The 22710-nt window shown below is 43.2% G+C and carries 22 protein-coding genes; 1 reads left to right on the forward strand and 21 read right to left on the reverse strand.

Features of this window, described 5'->3' with window-relative positions:
- Positions 1 to 72: 72 nt before the first annotated feature.
- From BMW45_RS25035 to BMW45_RS25110, 16 genes are all read right to left on the reverse strand, one after another.
- A complete protein-coding gene (locus tag BMW45_RS25035) occupies positions 73 to 2652 on the reverse strand; it encodes a transglutaminase-like domain-containing protein (protein WP_092250314.1) in 2580 nt (859 codons plus the stop codon).
- Between the two features lie 61 nt (positions 2653 to 2713).
- A complete protein-coding gene (locus BMW45_RS25040; protein ID WP_092250318.1) occupies positions 2714 to 3475 on the reverse strand; it encodes a DeoR/GlpR family DNA-binding transcription regulator in 762 nt (253 codons plus the stop codon).
- Entirely contained in the window at positions 3454 to 4221 is a 768-nt protein-coding gene (locus BMW45_RS25045; RefSeq protein ID WP_092250321.1) for a copper homeostasis protein CutC, read from the reverse strand. The genes BMW45_RS25040 and BMW45_RS25045 overlap by 22 nt, the downstream gene beginning before the upstream one ends.
- Before the next feature lie 38 nt (positions 4222 to 4259).
- Positions 4260 to 5231: an ABC transporter ATP-binding protein gene (locus BMW45_RS25050; protein WP_092250324.1), complete on the reverse strand. Its 972-nt coding sequence runs from the start codon at positions 5229 to 5231 to the stop codon at positions 4260 to 4262.
- Between the two features lie 9 nt (positions 5232 to 5240).
- A complete protein-coding gene (locus BMW45_RS25055) occupies positions 5241 to 6230 on the reverse strand; it encodes an ABC transporter ATP-binding protein (RefSeq protein ID WP_092250327.1) in 990 nt (329 codons plus the stop codon).
- A 10-nt stretch (positions 6231 to 6240) separates the two neighbouring features.
- Positions 6241 to 7146: an ABC transporter permease gene (locus BMW45_RS25060; protein ID WP_092250330.1), complete on the reverse strand. Its 906-nt coding sequence runs from the start codon at positions 7144 to 7146 to the stop codon at positions 6241 to 6243.
- A gap of 2 nt (positions 7147 to 7148) precedes the next feature.
- Positions 7149 to 8087 (reverse strand): ABC transporter permease, encoded by a 939-nt coding sequence (locus BMW45_RS25065; RefSeq protein ID WP_092250333.1) that lies wholly within the window; start codon positions 8085 to 8087, stop codon positions 7149 to 7151.
- 135 nt (positions 8088 to 8222) lie between these two features.
- A complete protein-coding gene (locus tag BMW45_RS25070; protein ID WP_092250336.1) occupies positions 8223 to 9899 on the reverse strand; it encodes a peptide ABC transporter substrate-binding protein in 1677 nt (558 codons plus the stop codon).
- Between the two features lie 191 nt (positions 9900 to 10090).
- A complete protein-coding gene (locus BMW45_RS25075; RefSeq protein ID WP_025233354.1) occupies positions 10091 to 10345 on the reverse strand; it encodes a hypothetical protein in 255 nt (84 codons plus the stop codon).
- 762 nt (positions 10346 to 11107) lie between these two features.
- Positions 11108 to 11365 (reverse strand): hypothetical protein, encoded by a 258-nt coding sequence (locus BMW45_RS25080; RefSeq protein WP_092250339.1) that lies wholly within the window; start codon positions 11363 to 11365, stop codon positions 11108 to 11110.
- 39 nt (positions 11366 to 11404) lie between these two features.
- A complete protein-coding gene (locus tag BMW45_RS25085; RefSeq protein WP_092250342.1) occupies positions 11405 to 11890 on the reverse strand; it encodes a GNAT family N-acetyltransferase in 486 nt (161 codons plus the stop codon).
- 127 nt (positions 11891 to 12017) lie between these two features.
- Positions 12018 to 12491: an acyl-CoA thioesterase gene (locus BMW45_RS25090; RefSeq protein WP_092250345.1), complete on the reverse strand. Its 474-nt coding sequence runs from the start codon at positions 12489 to 12491 to the stop codon at positions 12018 to 12020.
- A 247-nt stretch (positions 12492 to 12738) separates the two neighbouring features.
- On the reverse strand, positions 12739 to 13197 hold the full coding sequence (def, locus tag BMW45_RS25095; RefSeq protein WP_092250348.1) for a peptide deformylase: 459 nt from the start codon (positions 13195 to 13197) through the stop codon (positions 12739 to 12741).
- The gene (locus BMW45_RS25100; RefSeq protein ID WP_092250351.1) at positions 13178 to 13432 is read right to left on the reverse strand and encodes a helix-turn-helix transcriptional regulator; all 255 of its coding nucleotides are present in this window, start codon (positions 13430 to 13432) and stop codon (positions 13178 to 13180) included. The genes def and BMW45_RS25100 overlap by 20 nt, the downstream gene beginning before the upstream one ends.
- A 449-nt stretch (positions 13433 to 13881) precedes the next feature.
- Positions 13882 to 14406: a hypothetical protein gene (locus tag BMW45_RS25105; protein ID WP_143057082.1), complete on the reverse strand. Its 525-nt coding sequence runs from the start codon at positions 14404 to 14406 to the stop codon at positions 13882 to 13884.
- 140 nt (positions 14407 to 14546) lie between these two features.
- Complete coding sequence (locus tag BMW45_RS25110; RefSeq protein ID WP_092250357.1) at positions 14547 to 16220, reverse strand: S8 family peptidase; 1674 nt, start codon at positions 16218 to 16220, stop codon at positions 14547 to 14549.
- A gap of 181 nt (positions 16221 to 16401) precedes the next feature.
- Between BMW45_RS25110 and BMW45_RS25115 the strand changes: the two genes are divergently transcribed.
- A complete protein-coding gene (locus tag BMW45_RS25115) occupies positions 16402 to 18078 on the forward strand; it encodes a S8 family peptidase (RefSeq protein ID WP_092250360.1) in 1677 nt (558 codons plus the stop codon).
- Positions 18079 to 18111: 33 nt separating this feature from the next.
- Here BMW45_RS25115 and mscL read toward each other — a convergent pair whose 3' ends face one another.
- The 5 genes from mscL to BMW45_RS25140 all read right to left on the reverse strand — a co-directional run bounded on the left by mscL (position 18112) and on the right by BMW45_RS25140 (position 22696).
- Positions 18112 to 18606: a large conductance mechanosensitive channel protein MscL gene (gene mscL / locus BMW45_RS25120; RefSeq protein WP_092250363.1), complete on the reverse strand. Its 495-nt coding sequence runs from the start codon at positions 18604 to 18606 to the stop codon at positions 18112 to 18114.
- A gap of 160 nt (positions 18607 to 18766) precedes the next feature.
- Positions 18767 to 18970, reverse strand: coding sequence for a hypothetical protein (locus BMW45_RS25125; RefSeq protein ID WP_092250366.1), 204 nt, complete (start codon positions 18968 to 18970; stop codon positions 18767 to 18769).
- A 79-nt stretch (positions 18971 to 19049) separates the two neighbouring features.
- Positions 19050 to 19520 (reverse strand): (2Fe-2S)-binding protein, encoded by a 471-nt coding sequence (locus BMW45_RS25130; RefSeq protein WP_092250369.1) that lies wholly within the window; start codon positions 19518 to 19520, stop codon positions 19050 to 19052.
- Between the two features lie 24 nt (positions 19521 to 19544).
- The gene (locus BMW45_RS25135; RefSeq protein WP_092250372.1) at positions 19545 to 20375 is read right to left on the reverse strand and encodes an FAD binding domain-containing protein; all 831 of its coding nucleotides are present in this window, start codon (positions 20373 to 20375) and stop codon (positions 19545 to 19547) included.
- Positions 20372 to 22696 carry a xanthine dehydrogenase family protein molybdopterin-binding subunit gene (locus tag BMW45_RS25140; RefSeq protein WP_092250375.1) on the reverse strand — a complete coding sequence of 775 codons (2325 nt, stop codon included), beginning with the start codon at positions 22694 to 22696 and terminating at the stop codon, positions 20372 to 20374. The genes BMW45_RS25135 and BMW45_RS25140 overlap by 4 nt, the downstream gene beginning before the upstream one ends.
- Between the last annotated feature and the right edge of the window lie 14 nt (positions 22697 to 22710).

Below are 22710 nucleotides of genomic sequence, written 5' to 3' on the forward strand. Positions count from 1 at the left end.
TTTATATATTTTGCAAAATGTTTTTTCTTATTTTATAATTCTCTGCGTCTCTTCCTATACACTTATGTTCTTTTAAAGCCTATTCCTGCTTAACCCCAGAAGCTTCATCATTAGATTCACGCTTCCAACATTGTAGCCGCTGCATCCGTAGACAGCCTTCAAGCCAGGGTCCGTTACAATTAAAAGAGGCAGCTTCTCCGGATCCACATACATTCTTCTGGCCAGTGGTTCTACCGTATCGTCAAAGCTTATGTAACCCACCTTTATTTGAGGAATTGCTTCCAGAACTTTACTGATGGTCCGGTTCTGTAATGACGTTTCACTTTGCAGCAGGAAAATGATCTGAGTATCAAGGGATTCCAAGGCTTCCTTTTGTTCCAGCATTTCGTTAAGAACGTGTTCGGTTGGTTCCTGACCCTCAGACAGGATGGCAAGAATATTGCTCTTTCCTTCCATAAGCACTGATGCCGGAACCGTCTTTTCTTTCTCATTTTCCTCTTTTATGGTTACTTCAAAATCATCCAGCATGTTATCAACCAGCATATCATCCAGGCTTCCGGCCCGCAGGCGCATGGTCACAGACTTTTCTTCATCCTTTTTTAATTCAAAGACATACTCGCTGGCGTTCTGGTTCCCGCTGGGAAGACGGACAGAGGTGATCAGACGGTAGATACCAGGCTCTAAGTCCAGCTTTAAAACGCCGCCGGAAAATTTTAGGCCGGTATAATCCAGAGACACAAACTGCCCCTCTTTTAGCCTTCCAATGGTCCATGTCTGGTAATAGGTCCACAGATTGTCTGTTTCCCCATAAAGTACCAGCTTTCCTGTCTCTTCGATCCTGTCTTTTACGATCTCATCTGCCCCGGATATTGATACGAATCTTCCTGTCTCATAAACCTCAGCTTCCAGATTCACCGGGTTGATCCGGGCCGGAATGCCAAACGTCCTGCAGATAGAGACAAATAATATCTTCTGGCTAAGGAGATTGCTCTGTAAAAGCTTAAGGCTTCCTGCCGGAGTGGAGCAAATCGTCTTGTAGTCCAGCTTTGATTCAAAACCGATATGCTGCTTCACATATTCCCAGATGGTTTCAGGATTTTTACGGAATTCTTCCTTTTCGTCCTCATTGTAAAATCCCTCAATAAATCCCCTGTAATCGGTCATTTCTTCCAGCAAAACTCTTGGACAAAGAATGTATTTTACATAAATATCCAGATGTCCGTTCTCCTCCCACTTCTTACGATATGGGGCGGCCCCTGTAAGATGGCTTTCCAGAATCTCTGCCCGTGCATCCTTATAATCTTTTACAGTCAGGCTGTTAAGCATGGTCTTACGATCCGGATTTTGATCCTTGGAAAGAAAGTTGTAAATCTCGTCAAAGTTACCGGCAGACAACCGGAGGATCTCTGTTTCATCAGGATATGAGGAAGCCTCTCCCTCCTTAAAGTACCCTGCGATCCTGCCTTCCCGCATCTGATTAGCCTCTTGGATTCGTTTTCTGTTTCTTTCCTTTTGTTCTTTTGTAAGCTTCACCGGATTTACGGGGTAATCCTTTGGAGCTCTGACGTCCGCATCCACCCAGGCATTTATTCCGGATTTCTCCGCTTCCTTCTTTAACACAAGGACCGTTCCATCTTCATCCTCCGGAGAAATCCACGCCTCACAGCATAACCCTTCCTTCATAGCACGGACATGAACATCTCCAAGACCAACGGTAAGCGATACCTTTCCATTCCTATCTGTATATAAGTTTACCACGCTGCAGTATTCCGCCATATTAAGAATCTCAAAAGAAACATGGACATTCTCTGCTGGGTTTTTATCCTCATCAAGCACCTGGATCTCATAAGATTTGGTCAGGGCATAGGTTGCTGTCCCATTATAATAGACCATTAAATCTTCCTTCCCCAGACATTCCATCTCTGAATCACCGGAATAATCGGAGAAGGTTCTGGTGTGTACCAGCAATGCCCTGGAGGAAGCATTGGTAAACCACCCCTTATCCAGCACTTCTTCCGGCTCACAGGCACCCAGGAAATGCCACTTTCCTTCCACAAACACTTCAACCCATGCATGATTGTCATCACAATGAGCCCATCTGGGGGTATACACCTGTCTGGCAGGAATTCCCACACTCCGGAAAGCCGTTACAGCAAACGTGGATTCTTCCCCACATCTGCCCTTCCCGGATTTATACACAGTCACAGGAGATATGGTTCTGTTGTCTGAAGCCTCATAGGTTCCATTCTCCGCACACCAATAATTGATTTCCAGCACCGCCTCCCTTACGGAAAGTCCTTTGATCCGGTCAATCAATTTGTCATAGAAAAATCTTCGGCAGTCTTCGATATTCTCCGTATTGATCCTGTAATATAAAATATGATGGAGGAACATATCTTCCGGAATTTCCTGGCACCATTCCATTTGTTCATAAACCATGATGGAATGCCTAACATATCCAAGAAATAGGTCAAAATCATACTCCCCGGCATCCCGTAAGGGCATTGTCCCATATAAAAATTTCATGAGTACCTGTTCTATGGGAGTACACCGTTCCATTGCCCTTTCAACTTCTTCCTTAAGACCTCCAAGAAAGGGAAGTCTAAGCTCATATTTTTCCTGGGCATATCTCTGCAAATGTTCTGAAAACATGACTATATTCTCCTTTGCGAAATCAATTAATTATTTTCTGACCCGGGCAGTCCTGCGGAAGTTACTGAATAGTAACTCCTGCAGAGTAAAGCTTTCTGGCTGTTGCCTCATCAGGCATGGAGTCCGTGATGATTCCGTCTATGTCATCAAAATGAGCAAATTTATAGGAATCATTAAAGTAGAACTTATCCTTTTCCATTACCAGATATTTGTGCCTGCTGCTGGCAATGGCCGCTTTTTTTGTCAGGCCATCCTCCACTCCTAAGGTGGTAATGGAATTGTCCGTAAGGTCCAGGCCGCAGGTCCCGATAAAGGCTCTGTCAAAGCTGTACTGTTTGATGATCTCAATGGCAGCTGCCCCCATAAAGCCGTTTACCGTGCGGTACATGATTCCTCCGGTTCCAATGGAGGTGATATCCGGATTTACTGCCAGTGTCTGCATAATATCGATCATGTTCGTCACCACGGTCAACCGTTTGTGGGATTTGGCAAGCCGTTCCGCCACCATGATATTCGTGGTGGAAATATCCAGAAATATGGTTTCATTGCTTCTGATCAGTTCAAAAGCCTTCTGAGCAATTAAATTCTTTTTTTCAATATTTGTATCTCTCCGGTCAATCACATCCCGTTTCAGAGGATAATCCTGGGATAATAAGGCTCCGCCATAGGTCCGTTTCAGCTTTCCTGCATTTTCTAAGTTTTTTAAGTCCTTGCGTATACAGTCTTCTGTCACTTGAAAAAGGGCGCTTAAATCCTTTACTTTCACCATACCCTGATCGTGAAGGAGTTGTAAAATCCTGTCTAAACGTTCTTCCGTAAACATTCTTTCTCCTCCATCAGCCTTTTTGCCCGGCGAATCTGTTCCTCTTCTGTACGGAAAATATCATACTCCCCAATTCCCGGTATTCCCATATTTACATTTTCCTTCCGGTAGATCATGCCGCTGTCAACGATTGTCTTTCCAGACATGTGAAAACACCGGGCATCTATCTCATCCATCAGGCAGGCAATGGCATCTACATTGACTCCGCTGCCTACCAAAATGTCGATCTGACCAGCCGCCAGCTCCATCAGCTCCCCTAAAAGCTTTTTACCTTCCATGCAGGTGTTCTGCTGTCCGGAGGTCAGTATAGTATCCACCCCTGCCTCAATGGCCTCTTTCAGGCTCCTGTAAGGATCCCGGCATACATCAAAAGCCCTATGCAGGGTCATATTTCCCGTTCCCGCCTTTTCTCTGAGCACTTTCAGCCGTTCCATGTCAAGATCCCCATCCGGTTTTAAAAATCCCACGACAATCCCATCCGCGCCAAGATTCCGATACATCTGCGCATCCTCTGAGATCATCTGAAATTCATGATCTGTATACAGAAAATCTCCATACCGGGGCCGTATCAGAACGTTGATTGGAACATCACAGGCTTTGCGGATCTGATTAAACTGACTAACGCCAGGGGTAGTTCCCCCAATCACCAGATTTGCACAGAGCTCCAGCCTGTCGGCGCCTCCCTGTACCGCTGCTTTAGCGGATTCCACAGAATCCACACAGACCTCCAAGATATAGTCTTTCATTATTTTCTCCTAACCATCTATATTTTGTTGCCGGCATTCTACACTGCCTTGTGGCAGGCTGCAAAATGCCCTGGCCTGACTTCTTTCATTTCCGGTGTTTTTTCCCGGCACAGCTGCTCTGCGTAAGGGCAGCGGGAAGCAAACCGGCAGCCTTCCTTCAAATTAACAGGATTTGGCAGGCTTCCCTCCAGCATGATCCGGCTGCGGCTCTTTTCCACATCAGGATCAGGGATAGGAATTGCGGAAAGCAATGCCTGGGTATAGGGATGGAGCGGAGCCTCAAACAGGCTCTCACTGTCTGTCAGTTCCACCATGGCCCCCAGGTACATAACGCCGATCCGGTCACTGATGTGCTTAACCATAGAAAGATCATGAGCGATGAACAGATAGGTAAGCCCTCTCTTCTCCTGCAGCTCTTTCAGTAAATTGATCACCTGTGCTTGAATGGAAACATCCAGCGCGGAAATAGGTTCATCACAGATCACAAACTCCGGATCCACAGCCAATGCCCGGGCAATCCCCACCCGCTGACGCTGTCCGCCGGAAAATTCGTGAGGGAAACGGTTTGCATGCTCTTCGGAAAGCCCTACCGTTTCCAGAAGTTCAAGTACCTTCTTTCTCCGTTCCTCCCCGCTTAAGATTCCATGAGCATCAATTCCCTCTGCAACAATATCTATAACCTTCATCCGCGGATTAAGGCATGCATAAGGATCCTGAAAAATCATCTGCATCTTTCTTGTGAAGCTATGACGCTCCGCTGACGCCAAACTGCTGTTAATTACCTGTCCGTCATATACGATCCGGCCATCCGTTGGCTCATACAGCTGGATTACGGTCCGGCCAAAGGTAGACTTCCCGCAGCCGCTTTCTCCCACCAGACCAAGGGTTTCTCCCTTATATATATCCAGGCTGACATCGTCCACTGCTTTCAATATCTGATTTTTTCCCACCTGGAAATATTTTTTCAAATGCTTTACTTCTAATAATGGTTTCTTTTCTGCCGACATCATGATTTCCTCCTATTCCCTGAAAGCCTTTGCCCGCTCATCAAGAAGCCAGCAGCGCGCATGGTGGCTCTCGCCGCAAAGCATATCCTCCGGAGGATACTGTCTGCAGACCTCCATGGTTTTTGTGCATCTGGCTGCAAATGGGCAGCCTTTTGGCGGATCCATCAGATCCGGCGGAGTCCCATGAATGGCCGTCAGCTCTCCCCCTTTATGGGAAGCTTTTGGTATGGAAGCAAGAAGTCCCTTCGTATAAGGATGTTCCGTCTGGTAAAACAGCTCACGCACATCAGCGCTTTCCACCAGCTGGCCTCCATACATAACGGCAACCCGGTCCGCAATATTCGCTACAACTCCCAGATTATGGGTGATAATAATAATAGAGGTTTTAATTTTCTTCTGCAAGTCCTTCATCAGATCCAGAATCTGTGCCTGTATTGTTACGTCCAAAGCCGTGGTCGGTTCATCTGCGATCAAAATCTTTGGATCACAGGCCAAAGCCACTGCGATCACGACTCTTTGTCTCATGCCGCCGGAAAGCTGGTGAGGGTATTGGTCAAACCTTGTTTCCGGATTGGAAATTCCAACCAGAGAAATCAACTCAAGAGCCCGATTCTTCATCTGAACTTTAGTCATATCCTTCCGATGCTCTTTTAATACCTCTACAATCTGCTTTCCTATGGTCATAGTAGGGTTTAAAGAGGTCATAGGATCCTGAAATATCATGGAAATATCCGATCCCCGTACCGTCTGCATCTGCCGCTCGCTGTATTTAGAAAGATCCTTACCTTCCAGGAGAACACTGCCTCCCACGATCTTTCCATTCTTCGGAAGCAGGCCCATAATGCTTTTCACGGAAATGGATTTACCGGAGCCGGATTCTCCCACGATTGCCAAAGTTTCCTGCTCATCCAGATAAAAGCTAATCCCGCGCACCGCATGGACTACGCCATGCTGTGTCTTTATATGTACCTGCAACTGATTGACTTCCAATAATCTGCTCATGACGTCTCACCTACTTTCTCATTCTTGGATCCAGAGCATCCCGCAAGCCGTCTCCAAGAATGCTGAAGCATACCATAATCAGGACGATCACGATTGCCGGGAAAATCAATACGTGGGGAAAATTGCGAAGCACCTGGTATCCGTTGTTGATCAAGACTCCTAAAGATGCTTTTGGTTCCTGCATGCCGATGCCGATAAAGCTTAAAAATGCCTCTGTAAATATGGCGGACGGAATGGTAAACATGGCATTGATGACAATGACTCCCACTGTATTGGGGATCAGATGTTTCCATATGATTCCGGTAGTACTGGTTCCCAGCACTCTGGCTGCCAGCACAAACTCCTGATTCTTAAGCTTTAATATGGATCCGCGGACCAGTCGTGCCATATTCACCCAGCCGGTAATGGAGAGAGCCACTACAATAGTCCAAATACCTGCCGGCATAACCATCATCAAAAGGATGACGATGATCAGATGGGGAATACCCACCAGTACTTCAATGATTCGCTGCATAACAGCATCCACTTTCCCGCCGGCCAAAGCAGAAACCGCTCCATAGGTCACTCCCAATGTTAAATCCAAAATAGCTGCCACAAAGGCAATGAGAAGGGAAATCCGGGTACCCATCCATGTCCTGACCCAAAGGTCACGTCCGAACTGATCCGTTCCGAAGAGATGCTTCATGGAAGGAATCTGATAAATGATATCATAATTCGTTTCTTTATAAGAATATCTTGAAAACTCCGGTGCCAGTATTGCAAGAAGCCCGATTGCAATCAATGTAAACAGGCAAACAACTGCCGCCTTATTTTTTTTCAAACGAAGCCAGCCATCCTGAAGGGCTGTTAAATTGGGCCGGGCAATATGTTCTTTCTCCGATTCATCCACATATGCCTTTACAAATAATTCATCCATGCTTACCCCTCCTCACCGGCTGCCAGACGGATCCTGGGATCAATGAGGGAATAAGCGATATCAACGATCAGCACTACAAAAATATAGAAAGCGCTGTAAAAGATCGTGATTCCCATGATCGTGGAATAGTCATTAGCCTTTATACTGTCTACAAATAAGCTGCCGATTCCAGGGATGGTATAAATATTCTCAACAGCAAGGGAGCCTGTCAGCAGATTTACAACAATGGGCCCCAGAATCGTCACCACAGGGATGATCGAATTTCTTACCGCATGGCGCATGAGTACCTTCATTGGGCTAAGTCCCTTGGCTTTGGCAGTGACGATGTAATCCTGCTCCAACACCTCTAGCATCTCAGTCCGGATAAACCGGGCGATCATGGCAGTCGCAGAAAAGGACAAGGCAATGGACGGAAGTACCGAACATTTCCAGTCAGTCCAAAAACCAACGGGCAGAATTCCCCATTTTAAGGCCACGTAATACTGCAAAAGAGCCGCAGCTACAAAATTAGGTACAGAAACTCCAAGGACAGCTACGATCATAGTAAAATAGTCAATCCCGCTGTTATGTCTCCACGCCGCGATAATTCCCAATGTCAGGCCAACTGCCAGACCGATCAGGACCGCTTGAAGGCCAATTAAAGCGGAGGGGCCGATCCTTCCTCCGATTACGGTAGATACCTTCTGTCCGGTATAGGTAAAGGATGTTCCGAAATCTCCATGCAGGATATTTCCCATATACTTTACGTATTGCCGGGGCACAGACTCATTCAGCCCATACTGCTCTAAAATGGCCTGCTGCTGCTGAACAGACATCATATTAAAGCGCTCCGCATCAAAAGGAGATCCTGGCAGCTTTTTCATCAGAAAAAAAGTAGCTGTTACAATGACCCATAATGTCAGCGCCAGATATATCAATCGCTTGCAGATATATTTTATCATGCTGTGTCCTCCTTTGCATTCATATTCTCCTGAGATTTTAAAAAGAGCCGCCCTTTTCCAATTGTGAAAAGGGAAGGACGGCTCTTCTCATTTTCCGCATTCCGTTGGTCAGGTCATATCACTGCCCGCTGCGGCTTACTCAAAATAAGCGTATTTAAATTCCACATCCGGCCCGAAAGGATGATTGATCAATCCTTTCACATTGGATTTTGTAAGGGTTGCAGAACCTCTATGGTACAAAGGTGCAACGATCACATCCTCATCAATTAGAAGATTCTCCGCCTGCAGCAGCATATCCAGACGCTTGGCGTCATCGGTTTCAACTCTTGCGTCGTTAATCAGCTTATTATATTGTTCATTTTGATAGGAGCCGCGGTATGGAGTGCCGTTGGTCCATAAATCAAGGTATGTCATAGCATCATCATAATCGGCGCCCCATGCAGTAGATGCAAACATGTAATTATCGTTATCCATTAATTCATTTCTTGCCTGAACCGTCTTGGTATCGATTACGATATCAATGCCTAAATTCTTATTTAATTCGCTCTGTATGTAGGTTGCAACCGCTTTTGTCACAGAATCATCTCTTACCAGCAAAGTAAGGGTTGGTGTCTGTCCCAATTCCTTACAGCCCTCTTCCCAGTATTTCTTAGCCTGTTCTGCATCAAATTGGCAAATGTTTCCGTTTAAATCACGGAAGCTTTTGCTTTCGTTTCCATACATGCCTTCCGCAATCAGACCGGCACTTGGAGCAGAGCCATCGGCAAGAATTGCTTTAACTAAGGTCTCACGGTCAATGGCCATGGAAACAGCTCTGCGGATATTTTTGTTTGCCATAACCGGATTGCTCAAGGAGAACTGCAGATACTCGGTTCTGAACTCGCTCTTAGAACTGAATTCCGGATTATTCTGATAAGCGGCTACGTTGGCAGAATCAAGAGCCACCTGGCTCAGTTCATCGGCCAGATAAGCATTAAGGGCTGCAGAAGCATCCTTCATTACCCTTACCTGAGCATTTTCAACCTTCACATTTGCAGCATCCCAGTACTTATCATTCTTTTTCAAGGTAGCCCCTACCGCCGGATCATAGCTGGTAATAACATATGGGCCGCAGTAAATCATATTCTCTGCGCTTAAACCATACTGGTCGCCTTTTGAGGTAACGTATGCTTCATTTAACGGGAAGAACTGGCAAAGAACAGTTAACCGGGAGAAATAAGGGGTAGGTGCTTTTAAAACCACCTGGAAGGTCTTGTCATCAAGGGCCTTTACTCCCACATCTTCTGCACTGGCTTTGCCTTCGTTATACTCAGCGCCGTTTACAATGTAGTCTGTCATAATGAAGCTGTAGCCATTGGTGGCCTCCGCACTCATCTGCTTTAACCAGGCAAATACAAAATCATTTGCTGTCAAAGGAGTTCCGTCACTCCATTGCAGATCGTCTCTCAAATGAAAGGTGTATGTAAGTTTATCATCGGAAACATCATAGCTTTCCGCAAGTGCAGGCTGCGCATCATGATTTTCATCCAGGCGAAGCAGACCTTCAAATGCGTTATTGTTCACCTTTGATGACTGATTGTCAGAAGCCGCCCATTGTACCAGAGTTTTGATCTCAGCATTTGCATATACACTAAGCACCTGATCGCCGGCTGCCGGAGCCTCCTTTTTGTCAGAAGCGGCTTCACTTGATTCCACACTTTGGGTAGATCCTCCGGTGGTGGGGCTGCTGGTTGACCCGGTAAAGCCGCAACCTGTCAGGGTTCCAATAGCTAGACAGGCTACAGTGCCTAAAGCTAATACTCTTTTTTTCATTTTTCCCTCTCCTTTTGATATTGTTTTTCTTGTTTCGTCTTAATTCATCGGCATTTCGCCTATGAAATTATTTGAATTATACATAATATTATTATTTATGTCAATATTTTTTATTATTTCATCCTGTTTTGAATTGTTTTAATTTTTCTTAGAAAATAATCCATATCCTAAGAGCCAATTCAGCAAGAATTTCAGCAAGGATTTCCTGAATACAGCAATTTGCTTTTTTCCCTGGAAAAATCCAGGAATGATACACAGGAGAAGGCATCTTCCTCTTCCGCTCTCATTGCTCTGTTGTATATCTCCAATGCCTTCTCTACGGTAATCTCATCGTCATGGTAATAATATAGAGTCGCTTGCGTAAGGGAGACTACCCGTTCTATTAACAGCCTTGCATCCTGGTTTTCAAATAATATTTCATTTAAGTTGTTTTTTGTGATCATCATACGCAAGTCTCCTTTCATATTAGAACAAATGTTCGTTTCGTGATTAAAAATTAAAACCACATCATTGTGATTTTCTAAAGTACCTCTATCTGGTATTGAATAATACGGCATCTGTTTTCTTAGTTAAGCCAACGGGCCTTTCGTCTGCCGTCTTATTTCTATTGGTTAAATGAAAAACCATATTCCAGTTTCTATATTTTCATATTTTTTGCATCAGTAAATGCCAGTTTATCGTAGGGTACTATTTTATAAGAAATATCTGATTATCAACATGTGGAGGTAATGCTTCGTGAGCAGCATGCTTCAGTAGAGAAATTCTTTGATCATGAAGATGAAGAAAAACAGTTTTTTCAGCAGATCTGACAATTAACAAATTCAGAAACAGCAGATATCCTTACGAATCACTTTGGGTTATTTTGATTTCTGCGTTTGCAGAAAGTCCTGTCATTGATACTGCAATGAGCTGCAATGAGCTGCCTTCTTTTGATGCTTTCGCTTAACCCGACGGCGTAAGTCCAGATTCTTTGCTGTATTAACGGAATACTTTTTCGTTTAATCATTATGCATATTATAACACAGATATACTGCAAATGCAAACATATGTTCTATTTTTTATTTCCAGGATTATCCGCCTGACAGCCGCTTTTTGGTGCGGGTGCCTGACACCTTCAATAACCTTATTCAATTATTACAAAAAAGTATTAAGAAGGGCACTGGATAATTCTCCAATGCCCGATCTACTGCATATCTATAAAAACATCGTTATTTTAAAATATATCTGTCACCGAAGCCCTTTTTTTCAATAATGCCATTTAATCCTTTCGAACTTTTGATGTAATACCTGTTTCCTTTTGAAAAAAAGCCAGAAATATCTTCCAACTCAAAGTTTTCTCCCAGAATATTTTTGGTCTTCAGTTTACCGGAAAATGTTTCCGTCAGCTCCCCTAAATCCTCATCGATAAACCCACTTTCCCGGTAAAGATGGGTTTTTGCACCTTTTGGCTTAAAATAAAATTCCATAACATCCTTCCTCTCTGGTTTTTCTGTGATGATGATTTATTAATTCAAATCTAACTTCAGATATACTAAATTATCCATCGGACTGTTATTATACGATTCGATTTCATAAAATCCGAGTTTTTTATACAAACGTATTGCTCCCTCCAAAAAGGGAAGTGTGTCCAGCAGAATGCTTTTATAACCGATTTCTTTCGCATCATTAATAATTAGTTCCACCAGCTTATTTGCAATTTTATGTCCTCGGAATGCAGGTTTAACATACAATCTTTTCATTTCACAATTATCATCATCAATTTTTCTTAAACCAATGCAGCCGACTGCTTCATCTTCTACTTTTGCTAAATATAATCTACCATTTGGATGTGCGTATTTATCCGCCAAATGATCAAGTTCTGAATCGTAATTTTGGATTTTTAAATATTCAGCAAAATCAGGATCATTTTCAACCAACATATGAGTATACTCTAAAAACAATTCTTTAATTTCTCTAATATTATCATAAGCGACTGTTATTTCTGTTTTCATATTTAAAAATCCCTTTCTATTTTCACTTATATATATGAAGAATACAGCAAATCTCAATAAATATCAATGTTAAGTTTCGTTTGTTAATTCGTAGTTTTTCATTTAGGCTTAAGCTTGGTTAATAATCTTAGAAGCCTTCCTTACGTCTTAACTTACGTAAATCATTCCGCCTTACCGCACTGTCCCATTCAGCCCTTTGTCCTTCTGTCGTAAGCTTAAGTCCCGGCACTTTAACAGGAGTTCCCTCTTTATCAATTGCTACATATACCAGATAGGCACGGTTAATCGGTTTTCGTATCCCCGAAAGATCCTCGGAGTAGGTATCTACTCTTACTTCCATTGAAGTATTACCCACATAGGTTAATCTTCCTATCAACACAATGGTGTCATTAATAAAGGCTCCTGCCTTGAATTGAAGATTATCTATTGCAGCTGTCGTAGTGTTACATTCAGCATGGCGTTTGGCAGTTATCGCGCCTACGACGTCAATCCACTCCAGAAGCTGCCCGCCAAAAAGTCTACCACTTCCATTGATGTGGGCAGGCATCAAAAGGTGAACCTGTTCTACCATGGATTCCTCTACTGTTTTTAATTCTTTCATTGGTTCTCCCTTCTTCTGCTGTTCAATCAAATTTATTGTTTATTACTTATATACTTTTTAATACTATAAATCCAGAGATCTTATAATGTCAACAGTTAAGATAAATGCTGCCTCAGACGAAGAGCCTACGAAAAGAAAACTAATGGGCTTACCTTGAAATAGCCATTGGAAGACTTTTAAACCGCATTCTGAAAACTGGTATGTTACTAGGCAGTTATACAACGCAATTTGAAAACCAGTCAGAATTCTATTTGATGTCTACATACTCAATTATTTTATCCGTAAATAAGATTCCATTTAAATGGTCAGTTTCATGACAAAGACACTTTGCAAGTTCGTCATAAGCCTCAATAGTAATGGCTGCCCCGTTTTCTTCAAGTGCTTTAACCAATACTCTTTTTGGTCTCCACACTCTGCCCCATATACCAGGACAGCTTAAGCAGCCCTCAACAACAAGTTGTTCTCCTTCAGATTCAACAATTTGAGGGTTCACCAACTTTAATAAGCCCTGGCCCATATCAATAACAACTAAACGGCGCAATATTCCAACTTGACATGCGGCTAATCCACCTCCATTTTGAGTATTATACATTGTCTCTGCCATATCGTTTAGAATTTCTCTGGTATGATCATCAACCTTATCGACATGTCTGCTCACTTTGTGTAAAAGTTGATCATCAAACATTCTAATTTCTCTTAGAGCCATATGCAAACCTCCTACTGACTTCCGCACGGGATTTTCGTTCACTTTCTTCAAATATAAAAACACTTTCAATGGGCATATTGAACACCTGAGCTATATCATACGCAAGCCATATGGAAGGCTCATTTTTTTCTGTTTCAATTGCGTTTATGGCCTGCCTTGATGTTCCGACTTTTTCACCCAATTGTTCTTGTGTCATACCCAATGCCTCTCGTAATTGACGAACCTTATTTTTCATTATGTTTGCTCCACCTTCCTGTATGTAATGTTAACCTTACATGCAAATATTATCATAATACAATATTTTTGTCAACTTAACCTTACATATATTGTAATTTTCTATTTGATCATTTTTCGAACTCATACGCTTCATCATTTGGATTTTGTACACAATCTTTATCAGAGGGGAGGCATTCCACTCCATCCGGTCTGTTTTAAGCATAAAAAGCAACCGGTTATATTATCCGATTGCTCATCTGGTATTTAATTCCGAAGCATTATTGAAGTGAATCGTTTGGTCAACCGTTTTTCCATATAAACGCAAAAAAATGAGAGAAGCCATATAAACGTTGGTTTACGTGACTTCTCTCACTAAAAAGGGGAGGATAAGTATTCACTCATCTTTGGTATAATCCTATTATGGCCTGATCCAGATGTTTTATTCATATAAAACAAAGATTTTTTTTCTTATATCATCTCCCCAAAATATCTTTCCATTTTCTCGTTTAATCCTTTTAAATAAACCCTATTAAGGGAAAGCATGGTTTCTTCCTTTTTTCCCGGCTTCTTTTTTATCTTTTCTTCCAGGGCATCGACTTCTTCCTGACATTTGCTGATCTGGTCTCTCAGCATGGAACGACTTGGCTTCTTCATCAGGGCCGGTAAATCAAGAGTTCTTATGAGGAAACGAGTCACAGCTTTCTCTGCATTTGCCTCATTCTCATAGATTCTATTAAAAAAATCACAGACAGCATGATAAATATTATGGTGCTGTTTGGCTGCTTCTTTGCCTCTGCCGCAAACTGAAAAACTTCCATCCCCTACTGTGAAACAGACTGCATCTGCCTTCTCCTTATCCAGGCTGAATTTACTTTTTTCAATTCCGTCCTGTTCCATCCCTTCATTTATGATATCAAAAATATACCATTTGAATTCGCTGATTTCAGCCGTTTTTTCAAGCGCTTCCAGCCCACACCTTTTCGTATCTTCCATTCCTTCTCCTCTTTCCTGTATCCAATTATTTTTTAACACTTTTTCCTGAAAGCCAGCCTTTCTATTATATCGAATGTTTTCAATAACCTCAATCATAAAATAAAAACGAGCTGCAATAATATCCATGATCTGCTGTCCGTTTAAATATTTGTAAGCCTTTCAAACAGCGTGTTGACCTCGATCTGACCATATCCCCAGATATTGTTGGGATAAGTGGTCCCGGTGGTTCGCTTTGCTCCGCGTATAAGCAGGCGATTTACGTCGTTTCCGGTAATATTGGTATAGTTTCCCCTTGGAACCGCCCATTCAAAAACCATGGCGACAATTCCTGCTGCCTGAGCTGCGGCAGACCCGCTTCCTGTTATGCTGCCATATTGGTTTCCCGGAACTGCACAGGTAAGCTCAAATCCAGGTGCTGCAATATCTGGTTTAACAAATCCTGTTCTTGTATAGCCTCTTCCGGATTCAGGCAGTACGGTATCGTTAAACTGATTATAAGCGGTGACTGTCAGGGGGTTGGTTGCATTTGCCGGTGAAGTTATGGTAGTATCCGGATTGGAATTAACAAAAAAGGTGTCTTCTGAAATTAATTGCCCTGACGGCAGCCAGGCATGAAATGAAAATGGTCCGTTATCAAGGTTCACCACCCGAATGTTCCAGATTCCTGGCAGGGGATCCTGAAAACGCATCAATATGAGCTGGTCCCCGGTCTCTTCTTCAAAAATATAATTATTCACCCATATGACGCTTGGGTTAAATACGAAGGCAAATCTTCTGCATTCTCCCAGGGCCGGAAAAACCTGCCCCGTTGTCTCTCTGTTTGGAGCGGTTATTTCGATTGACAGCCTGGCCGGAGCAAACGGCCATAACTCAATAGCAAACAATTTGTCATTTTCCCCGACTCTTAATTCAAAACTATTCTGGTAGGGTTCTGCTGTGGTGCTGTTAAAGTAATGTCTGCGTTTGTTTGCTTCATTACCGGTGCTTATGGTTATCCCTATATGCGGCTGCTGCGCCAAATAATTGGTAATGAAGCTGGTCGCACCCCGTCCGTCATGGCTTGACTGGTTTGTTCCCATTGCAATGCATATGGTAATGGGACGGTTCAGTCTTTGAGCAACGGTAGTCACATAACTGATCCCAATGATTAAATCTGACTCCTGATAGCATTCAGCATCTGGAGGTGCAAAAAAGATTTTTTTCAAATTGCTCTTTGCCTGCTTCAATTTTACGACCAGAATGTCGGATTCCGGTACAACTCCGCTGAACGCCTGCTCCAGGCTTGGTTTTCCTGCAATTACACTTGCAATAGCAGTTCCATGACCATTGGTATCCACAGAAGGGACTATGGATAAGGGATTTTCCGACTTAAGTGCAACATTGATATACTCCCTGGTGTATTCGGTGCCGTATGTAAATCCCTCCGGCGGTGCGCCCTCCTGAATGGTCTGGTCCCATATGGAAAGAATACGGGTCGTTCCGTCATTATATAAAAACGCCTGATGCCCGTAATCAATTCCGGTATCTATAACCGCAACAATCACTCCCCGACCAAATAAAGCCAGATAAGGATTTCTCTGAACCGTTCCGATACCGGATTTTTCAAGGCTGACGGTGGAGCTTAAGGTCAGCAAAGAAGGAAATGCATTATAAGGATAAACTCCCAAGTCGCAGGGATTCGCTGAATCAACAGGGATATGAGCCAAAGAATGCCTTAAATCCATAGGTGTTATATTATCTCCGGTATCATATGTGGGAATCATTATATTACTGATGATCAAGTCATAATAATTATCATCCAATATTTTTTGCATGATCAGGCCTCCCTGTCTATACTACTGGCACATATGATATATTTTATGCAACCGGACCTCTATTATGAGTATAAGAAAATAAGGGGCGTCACCAGCAGGCAGGCAGCGCTCATATCAGTAGCATTGCTGCATAAAATATACTATATGTTCTATAACCAGATCTTATCAGGGAGATTTAATTATGGAGAAAATATTGGACAATAATTATTACGACTTGATTATAAGTAATTTATTAGTTCCTACCTATGGTGTCAGTGATGATGTTACATTGCTGAATGACAGGTTTTCCCTGCTGCATATAACCAAAAATAATATGCAGCCATGTGATCTCGGCCAAAATCCTTACCATGCTTTTCCAACTCTTTATACCATTTCTGCAGAAGTAGCACCTCCAACACCCGGCGTGGTAAGCGTCACACCAATAAATGATTATACCTTATATGGGCAAGGAGTGATTATCGGCATCGTAGACACCGGAATTGATTACCGGCATCCTGCTTTCATGAATAAGGATAAAACAACACGGATCCTTTCCATTTGGGATCAGACCATACAGGCTGGGCCACCTCCCAATGGGTTTACTTACGGTACGGAATATACCAAAGCTGCCATAAATGATGCATTGCAATATGAAAACCCACTTTCCGCTGTTCCTTCCACTGATACAATTGGCCACGGTACCGCCATAGCGAGTATCGCTGCAGGCTCTCCAGAAACTAGGAACACGTTTAGCGGCGTTGTTCCAAATTCGGAGTTGGTTGTTGTGAAATTAAAAGAAGCCAAGTCAAATCTTAAAATGATTTATTCTGTTCCGGAAGACAAACTATGTTATCAGGAATCAGATATTGTTCTTGGAGTACGCTATTTAATTTCTGTAGGTCAGCGCTTAAAACGTCCTCTTGTAATATGCATCGCTCTAGGCAGCAGCCAAGGAAGCCACGATGGCAGGGGCGTTTTAAGCACCTACCTAGAGAGCCTGGTTCAACATCCTGATGTGGATGTTTGCATATCAGCAGGAAACCAGGGAAACAGCGGCAGGCACTATTTTAACAGAACCATATCAGCGCCCCACTTTAATGATTTCCAGTTGAATATTGCAGGAAGTGACAAGCAGTTTTCTATGGAAATCTGGGCACACATTCCAGGACGGCTATCTATTGAAATTTCCGCACCTGACCGGGAAAAGGTCACGTCGATCAATCCTTCCTTCAATGATTGCCATAAGTATGTTTTCCAGAACAGCCAGAGCATCTTATGGGTGAATAATATGATTTTTGAAAGGGAAAGCGGCGACCAGCTGATATTATTGCGGTTTGAGAATCCCCTTCCCGGTATTTGGTACTTCCGTGTCCAAAACATAGAAAATGAACCTTTTACTATTAATTCCTGGCTCCCCAGCGGAGACTTGATATCAGATGGGACCTTTTTTTTAAATTCCGATCCGGATATCACCATAACCGCTCCCGGAAACTCCAAACGTACCTTAACCGCTGCCGCCTATAATCAGATAACCTCTAATATCTTAGATGAATCAGGAAGAGGTTTCACAAGAAGCGGCTATGTCAAACCTGATATTGCAGCTCCAGGCTATCAGATACCTTGTGCGGTTTCTGAAAATCAATACGGGACCTTAACAGGCGCCGGCGCTTCAGCAGCCATTGCAGCGGGTGCAGCTGCCATCATCTTTGAATGGACTCAGAACAAAGGTAACTTTACTTATATTACAGGCGAACAAGTCAACCGTATAATAATAAGAGGAGCGCAACGAAATCCTGCCTACAGCTATCCCAACAATATATGGGGGTTTGGGCAATTGGATGTAAACCGTGTATTCGGACTATTTTCCTCGATCATGTAATTTACAGATCTGGCGTCCCGGTTTTCTATTCCTTTAATCTTCCTGTACTGTTTCAGGCTGTACAGGAAGTTCGCTTGTACAATTTGGGCAGCGGGTAGCGTTAACATTGATACGGGTAAAGCAATATGGGCACTCCTTGTCCGTAGAAGCTGCCGGTTCCGCCTGCTGCTTTTTTCCCCGTAGAGTATTAATCACTTTTATCATCATGAAAATAACAGATGCCATAATTAAAAAGTTGATTACTGCCGTGATAAAGGAACCATAAGCAAATACCGGACCAAGTTCTTGTGCAGCTGAAAGTGTGGAAACATCCGCACCAGCCGGAGCAGCATATAGAGGAACAAATTTATTGGAGAAGTCCACTCCTCCGGTAATCACTCCGATCAAAGGAGATATAATATCCTTTACCAGGGAATTGACGATCGTCTGAAAAGCAGCACCGATAATCACACCAACTGCCAGGTCAACCACATTCCCGCGTAAAACAAATTCTTTAAACTCAGCTATAATACCTTTTTTATTTCCCATAGACATGCATCCTCTCTTACAGATTTATGAAACCTATTGGTTGACTTTGGAATTATCATATCATGAAAAAGCAGATTCTGCAATTCATGATACTAAAACTACCGGTTGGATGAATATAAAAAAGCGGGTCCGGAATACCGGATACCCGCTCATCTTGCTATCAGCCTCGCCTATCTTTTGCCCCTGCAGCATGGATCGTTGCAGCCATCTTTGAAACCTTCACAATATGCTTCCCTTTTTGCTTCAGCACAAGGATCAACATTACAATTGTTACGGCATCTATTATTACAGCAATTATTCCGGTTGTTGCAAGTATTGTTACAGTTGCAGCCACCAGACCAAGAATTAGAACATCCCATATCATATACCTCATTTCATTATGATACTATATTGTATGGGGCGACCAGACAAGATGTGAATCATACGAATAAATTCGGATTCTCTCAATTATAATTCCCTGATAATATTGATTTTACGGCATTCTCAATTTCCTCATAACCGGTACATCTGCATAGATTAGATTGTAACCATTCCTCTATGGTTTGATCATCCGCACCTGGCTTGTGTATGGCCAGTGCGTGGCAAACCATCAGGAACCCGGAAGTACAATAACCGCACTGAAACCCCCAGTTTCTAATAAATGCATCTTGTATCGGAGCGTTCTTAAGCCCTTCCACGGTGGTGATCCTATGACCGACCGCCTCCACCGCCAGCATCAGGCAGGATTTGACCGGCATGTCGTCAATCAATACCGTGCAGGCGCCGCAATCTCCGTTCTCACAGCCGCTTTTGGCTCCGGTTAATGACAACTCCTCACGAAGAACATGAAGCAGAGTATAGGCTGGCTTAACCATAACGGCTTTATTTTCACCATTTACATTAAGAACTATAATACTATTACCTGATAAATGCATACAATCCCTCAATTCCTGATAGGATCAGCCGATCTTTTCAAAATTATGAAACATATCCTGAAGCATGTTTTCTAATACGAATTCTCTATACTCCCTGCTTCCTGACAAATCGCCTTTACAATCACTATGGGCTAAATTTATAATTTTTTTGATCTTCTGTTCCATGTTGTATAATTTATGATTAATGATCCTTTCGGATAAAATAATTGGATAATCGCCATATCCGGTAATCGCCGTTTTTATGGCCTTATTGTTTTTCGATGCCACCATGGTGATCAATGGATAATCTATTATCTCCTGCTTTGTCCTTTTTACATGATTGTAAGGGTAACTCAAATCATTTTCTTCGATCAATATGGATACCAGAAATTCCCCCTTTCTAAGCTGCAGCTTTCCATTGAATGCCTTTGAAAAAGGCAATTCGGCCAAACCGCTCCGTGTCATTACCTGCAGGGTGCAATCACTTATCATTAACGGTAAGGCTGCCTCACGGTACTTAATTGTGCCGGCAAGATTGCCGCCTATGGTGATCTTCCCCTGAATCGTATGATCTGCAATTCTTTTTATGGTTTTGGACAATAAGGGATATGCATTGTATTCCGCAATGTTTGTAAGGGTTTGTGCGGCTCCAATCCTCAATTTCCCGCCGCTCACCTCAAGCTGGCTGCATTCGGGTATTCCCTTTAAATCAATGACCGAATCAAATTCTATCCCCCCTACCCTGGCCATACTGATAATTTCTGTTCCTCCCCCATAATAAAGAGGTTTTTTATTATTAAGAAGCAAGTCTTGATAGTACTTAAATGCTTCATCCATGCTTTCTGGTTTATAATAATCAAAATCAAAAGGAATCATAGTTTCATCCTTTCCCTCCATATGAATTCAGGTGTGATAGGAAGCCGGTTTACATCAATATGAGCTGCCAATGATATAGCGTTAGCCAATGCGGCAGGTATTCCAATAATGCCGTGCTCTGCAATACCTCTGGCCCCAAAGGGCGCATCAATTTGAGGGGTTTCTACAAAATCAACCACATATTCCGGATTTTCACCATATCGGATCATTTTATAGGTGCGAAAGCTTGTATCTTCTACAATCCCCTCCTCATTATAGACAAAATCCTCACTGGTACCAAGTCCCAGTCCCATACACATACCGCCCATAACCACACCTCTTGCAGTCTTAGGATTTATGACCTTGCCCGCGTCAATCACAGTAACCGCTTTTAGCAGCCGGTAGGTGTGAAGCCTGGTATCATATTCTATTTCAACGGCCTGGGCTCCTACCGTCCAGCTACAGCCGGGTGTTCCCCGTCCCGATGCCTCATTAAGGGGCGTCAGATGATTCATGATATAGCTGCCCCGTCCAATCACAGGCCCTTTGAGAGAATTGCCATTAGAATATTTGTAGCCTTTTACCAGGTCCTCGAACATGACATAAAGCTCCGGATCATGTTTTACATATATCATTTTATTCTCAAAGTCCAGGTCTTCCGACGGGCACCGCAGGGCAATGGATGCAAGACTCATCAGCTGGGATATGGCATCATCTGCCGCATTCAATACGGCCCGTCCCACCAGAAAAGTTGTCATACTGGCAACGGTTTTCCATAAATACGGGGTTGACTGGGTATTTACATCCAGCTTCACATAAACGTCATTGACACTGATTCTCATTTTTTCCGCCAATATCTGCGCTGCCGTTGTCTTCATTCCGGGCCCTATCTCCGCAGCCCCGCAATCAAGATTTATGCTTCCGTCAGAATTAAAAGTTAAAACAGCACTTGCGGCTGCATCTGTTGGGGTATCAGAGGTCTTAATCAGGCAGCTGATCCCCTTTGCTCTGACCAAACCGTTCTCTTCAGCGATGCGGGAACCTTCCTCCCAGTTAATGACTGTTTTTAGCCTCTCAAGGCATTCTGCTGCATTCCCTGTATTGCTGGCGGTGACTTTGACTTGGGTGGGAGTTAGATCGCCGGCTTGAACCAGGTTTATTAGCCTTAGCTGAAAAGGATCCAGCCCTGTTTCGTAAGCCAGTTTATCCATCATTCTCTCCATACAAAAGGTATATGCCTCATGACCGAACCCACGGAAAGAAGTTATATAGGGATGGTTTGTATAAACGCTGTAGCAATCGCATTGGATATTTGGTATCCGGTAGGGCCCGGCACATTCCGCTGCGATTGCTTTCGTTATCTTAGGAGAAATGTCAGAGTAAGCACCGGTATCTATCTGGAATGTCATTTCAGCCGCCATGATCTGTCCGCTTTTTTTCGCTCCGATCCTTATGGCTCCTTCCAGTCCCAAATGGCATGGAGAAGTGACCATATCTTCTTCTCTTGTATTTGCCAGGTTGATCCATTTTCCTTTAACATTCATCGCCGCAATCACTGCAAGCACCTCTGGCTGTATACATGCCTTTCCTCCAAATGCACCGCCAACTAATGGAACCTGGACTATTATCTTTCCCTCCGGAATATTAAGATATTTACAGATTGATTCCTTGACCTCATAAGGAGCTTGGGATGATGTCTTGATCTTTACACTGCCATCCGGCATGAACATGCAGTGGACTGCTCTTGTTTCCATGGCGGCGTGATCAGACTGAGGCAGGGAAAAACTGCCCTCTACAACAATTTCGCTATCCAGCCAGCCTTTCTGCATATCGCCTTTTCTGATTTTTTGATGATGGCAGATATTGGTTCCCTTTATAGGATAGACTTCCTCCGTGGCTTTTGTATATAACATAAGAGACTCATGTATGATCACAGGATTCCTTTTGAATGCCTCTTTTATGGAATTCACAACCGGTAAAGGCTTATATTCTACAAGTATTTTTCTCGCAGCTGCCTTTGCCTGCATTTCATCATCTGCAACAACGATGGCAACCGGTTCCCCGTAGTAACGTACTTTATCTCTGGCTAAGGGAGGTCTGTCCTGAAGCATTGATCCGCAGATAACTTGATGGTCTTTTGCAGTAATGACCGCTTTTACCCCCGGCATAGCAGAAGCTTCCCTGGTATCTATGGATATGATCTGGGCATGAGCATGAACACTTGTTAATAATCTGGCGTAGAGCATCGGCGAATCTGTTATATCATTTGTATATTGGGCTGCGCCTGTTACTTTATCTTGTGCCTCTTTCCTTACTGTGTCTTTTCCCAGCTGGGTTTCCATTGACTGCCTCCTGC

The organism is Lacrimispora sphenoides, from assembly GCF_900105215.1.
Classification (GTDB): Bacteria; Bacillota; Clostridia; order Lachnospirales; family Lachnospiraceae; genus Lacrimispora; species Lacrimispora sphenoides_A.

What these genes read in the sequence shown, in the direction of transcription:
- BMW45_RS25035 (WP_092250314.1), bottom strand. Translation starts at nt 2,652, where the DNA reads ATGTTTTCAGAACATTTGCAGAGATATGCCCAGGAAAAATATGAGCTT.
- BMW45_RS25040 (WP_092250318.1), bottom strand. Translation starts at nt 3,475, where the DNA reads ATGTTTACGGAAGAACGTTTAGACAGGATTTTACAACTCCTTCACGAT.
- BMW45_RS25045 (WP_092250321.1), bottom strand. Translation starts at nt 4,221, where the DNA reads ATGAAAGACTATATCTTGGAGGTCTGTGTGGATTCTGTGGAATCCGCT.
- BMW45_RS25050 (WP_092250324.1), bottom strand. Translation starts at nt 5,231, where the DNA reads ATGATGTCGGCAGAAAAGAAACCATTATTAGAAGTAAAGCATTTGAAA.
- BMW45_RS25055 (WP_092250327.1), bottom strand. Translation starts at nt 6,230, where the DNA reads ATGAGCAGATTATTGGAAGTCAATCAGTTGCAGGTACATATAAAGACA.
- BMW45_RS25060 (WP_092250330.1), bottom strand. Translation starts at nt 7,146, where the DNA reads ATGGATGAATTATTTGTAAAGGCATATGTGGATGAATCGGAGAAAGAA.
- BMW45_RS25065 (WP_092250333.1), bottom strand. Translation starts at nt 8,087, where the DNA reads ATGATAAAATATATCTGCAAGCGATTGATATATCTGGCGCTGACATTA.
- BMW45_RS25070 (WP_092250336.1), bottom strand. Translation starts at nt 9,899, where the DNA reads ATGAAAAAAAGAGTATTAGCTTTAGGCACTGTAGCCTGTCTAGCTATT.
- BMW45_RS25075 (WP_025233354.1), bottom strand. Translation starts at nt 10,345, where the DNA reads ATGATGATCACAAAAAACAACTTAAATGAAATATTATTTGAAAACCAG.
- BMW45_RS25080 (WP_092250339.1), bottom strand. Translation starts at nt 11,365, where the DNA reads ATGGAATTTTATTTTAAGCCAAAAGGTGCAAAAACCCATCTTTACCGG.
- BMW45_RS25085 (WP_092250342.1), bottom strand. Translation starts at nt 11,890, where the DNA reads ATGAAAACAGAAATAACAGTCGCTTATGATAATATTAGAGAAATTAAA.
- BMW45_RS25090 (WP_092250345.1), bottom strand. Translation starts at nt 12,491, where the DNA reads ATGAAAGAATTAAAAACAGTAGAGGAATCCATGGTAGAACAGGTTCAC.
- def (WP_092250348.1), bottom strand. Translation starts at nt 13,197, where the DNA reads ATGGCTCTAAGAGAAATTAGAATGTTTGATGATCAACTTTTACACAAA.
- BMW45_RS25100 (WP_092250351.1), bottom strand. Translation starts at nt 13,432, where the DNA reads ATGAAAAATAAGGTTCGTCAATTACGAGAGGCATTGGGTATGACACAA.
- BMW45_RS25105 (WP_143057082.1), bottom strand. Translation starts at nt 14,406, where the DNA reads ATGGAAGATACGAAAAGGTGTGGGCTGGAAGCGCTTGAAAAAACGGCT.
- BMW45_RS25110 (WP_092250357.1), bottom strand. Translation starts at nt 16,220, where the DNA reads ATGCAAAAAATATTGGATGATAATTATTATGACTTGATCATCAGTAAT.
- BMW45_RS25115 (WP_092250360.1), top strand. Translation starts at nt 16,402, where the DNA reads ATGGAGAAAATATTGGACAATAATTATTACGACTTGATTATAAGTAAT.
- mscL (WP_092250363.1), bottom strand. Translation starts at nt 18,606, where the DNA reads ATGGGAAATAAAAAAGGTATTATAGCTGAGTTTAAAGAATTTGTTTTA.
- BMW45_RS25125 (WP_092250366.1), bottom strand. Translation starts at nt 18,970, where the DNA reads ATGATATGGGATGTTCTAATTCTTGGTCTGGTGGCTGCAACTGTAACA.
- BMW45_RS25130 (WP_092250369.1), bottom strand. Translation starts at nt 19,520, where the DNA reads ATGCATTTATCAGGTAATAGTATTATAGTTCTTAATGTAAATGGTGAA.
- BMW45_RS25135 (WP_092250372.1), bottom strand. Translation starts at nt 20,375, where the DNA reads ATGATTCCTTTTGATTTTGATTATTATAAACCAGAAAGCATGGATGAA.
- BMW45_RS25140 (WP_092250375.1), bottom strand. Translation starts at nt 22,696, where the DNA reads ATGGAAACCCAGCTGGGAAAAGACACAGTAAGGAAAGAGGCACAAGAT.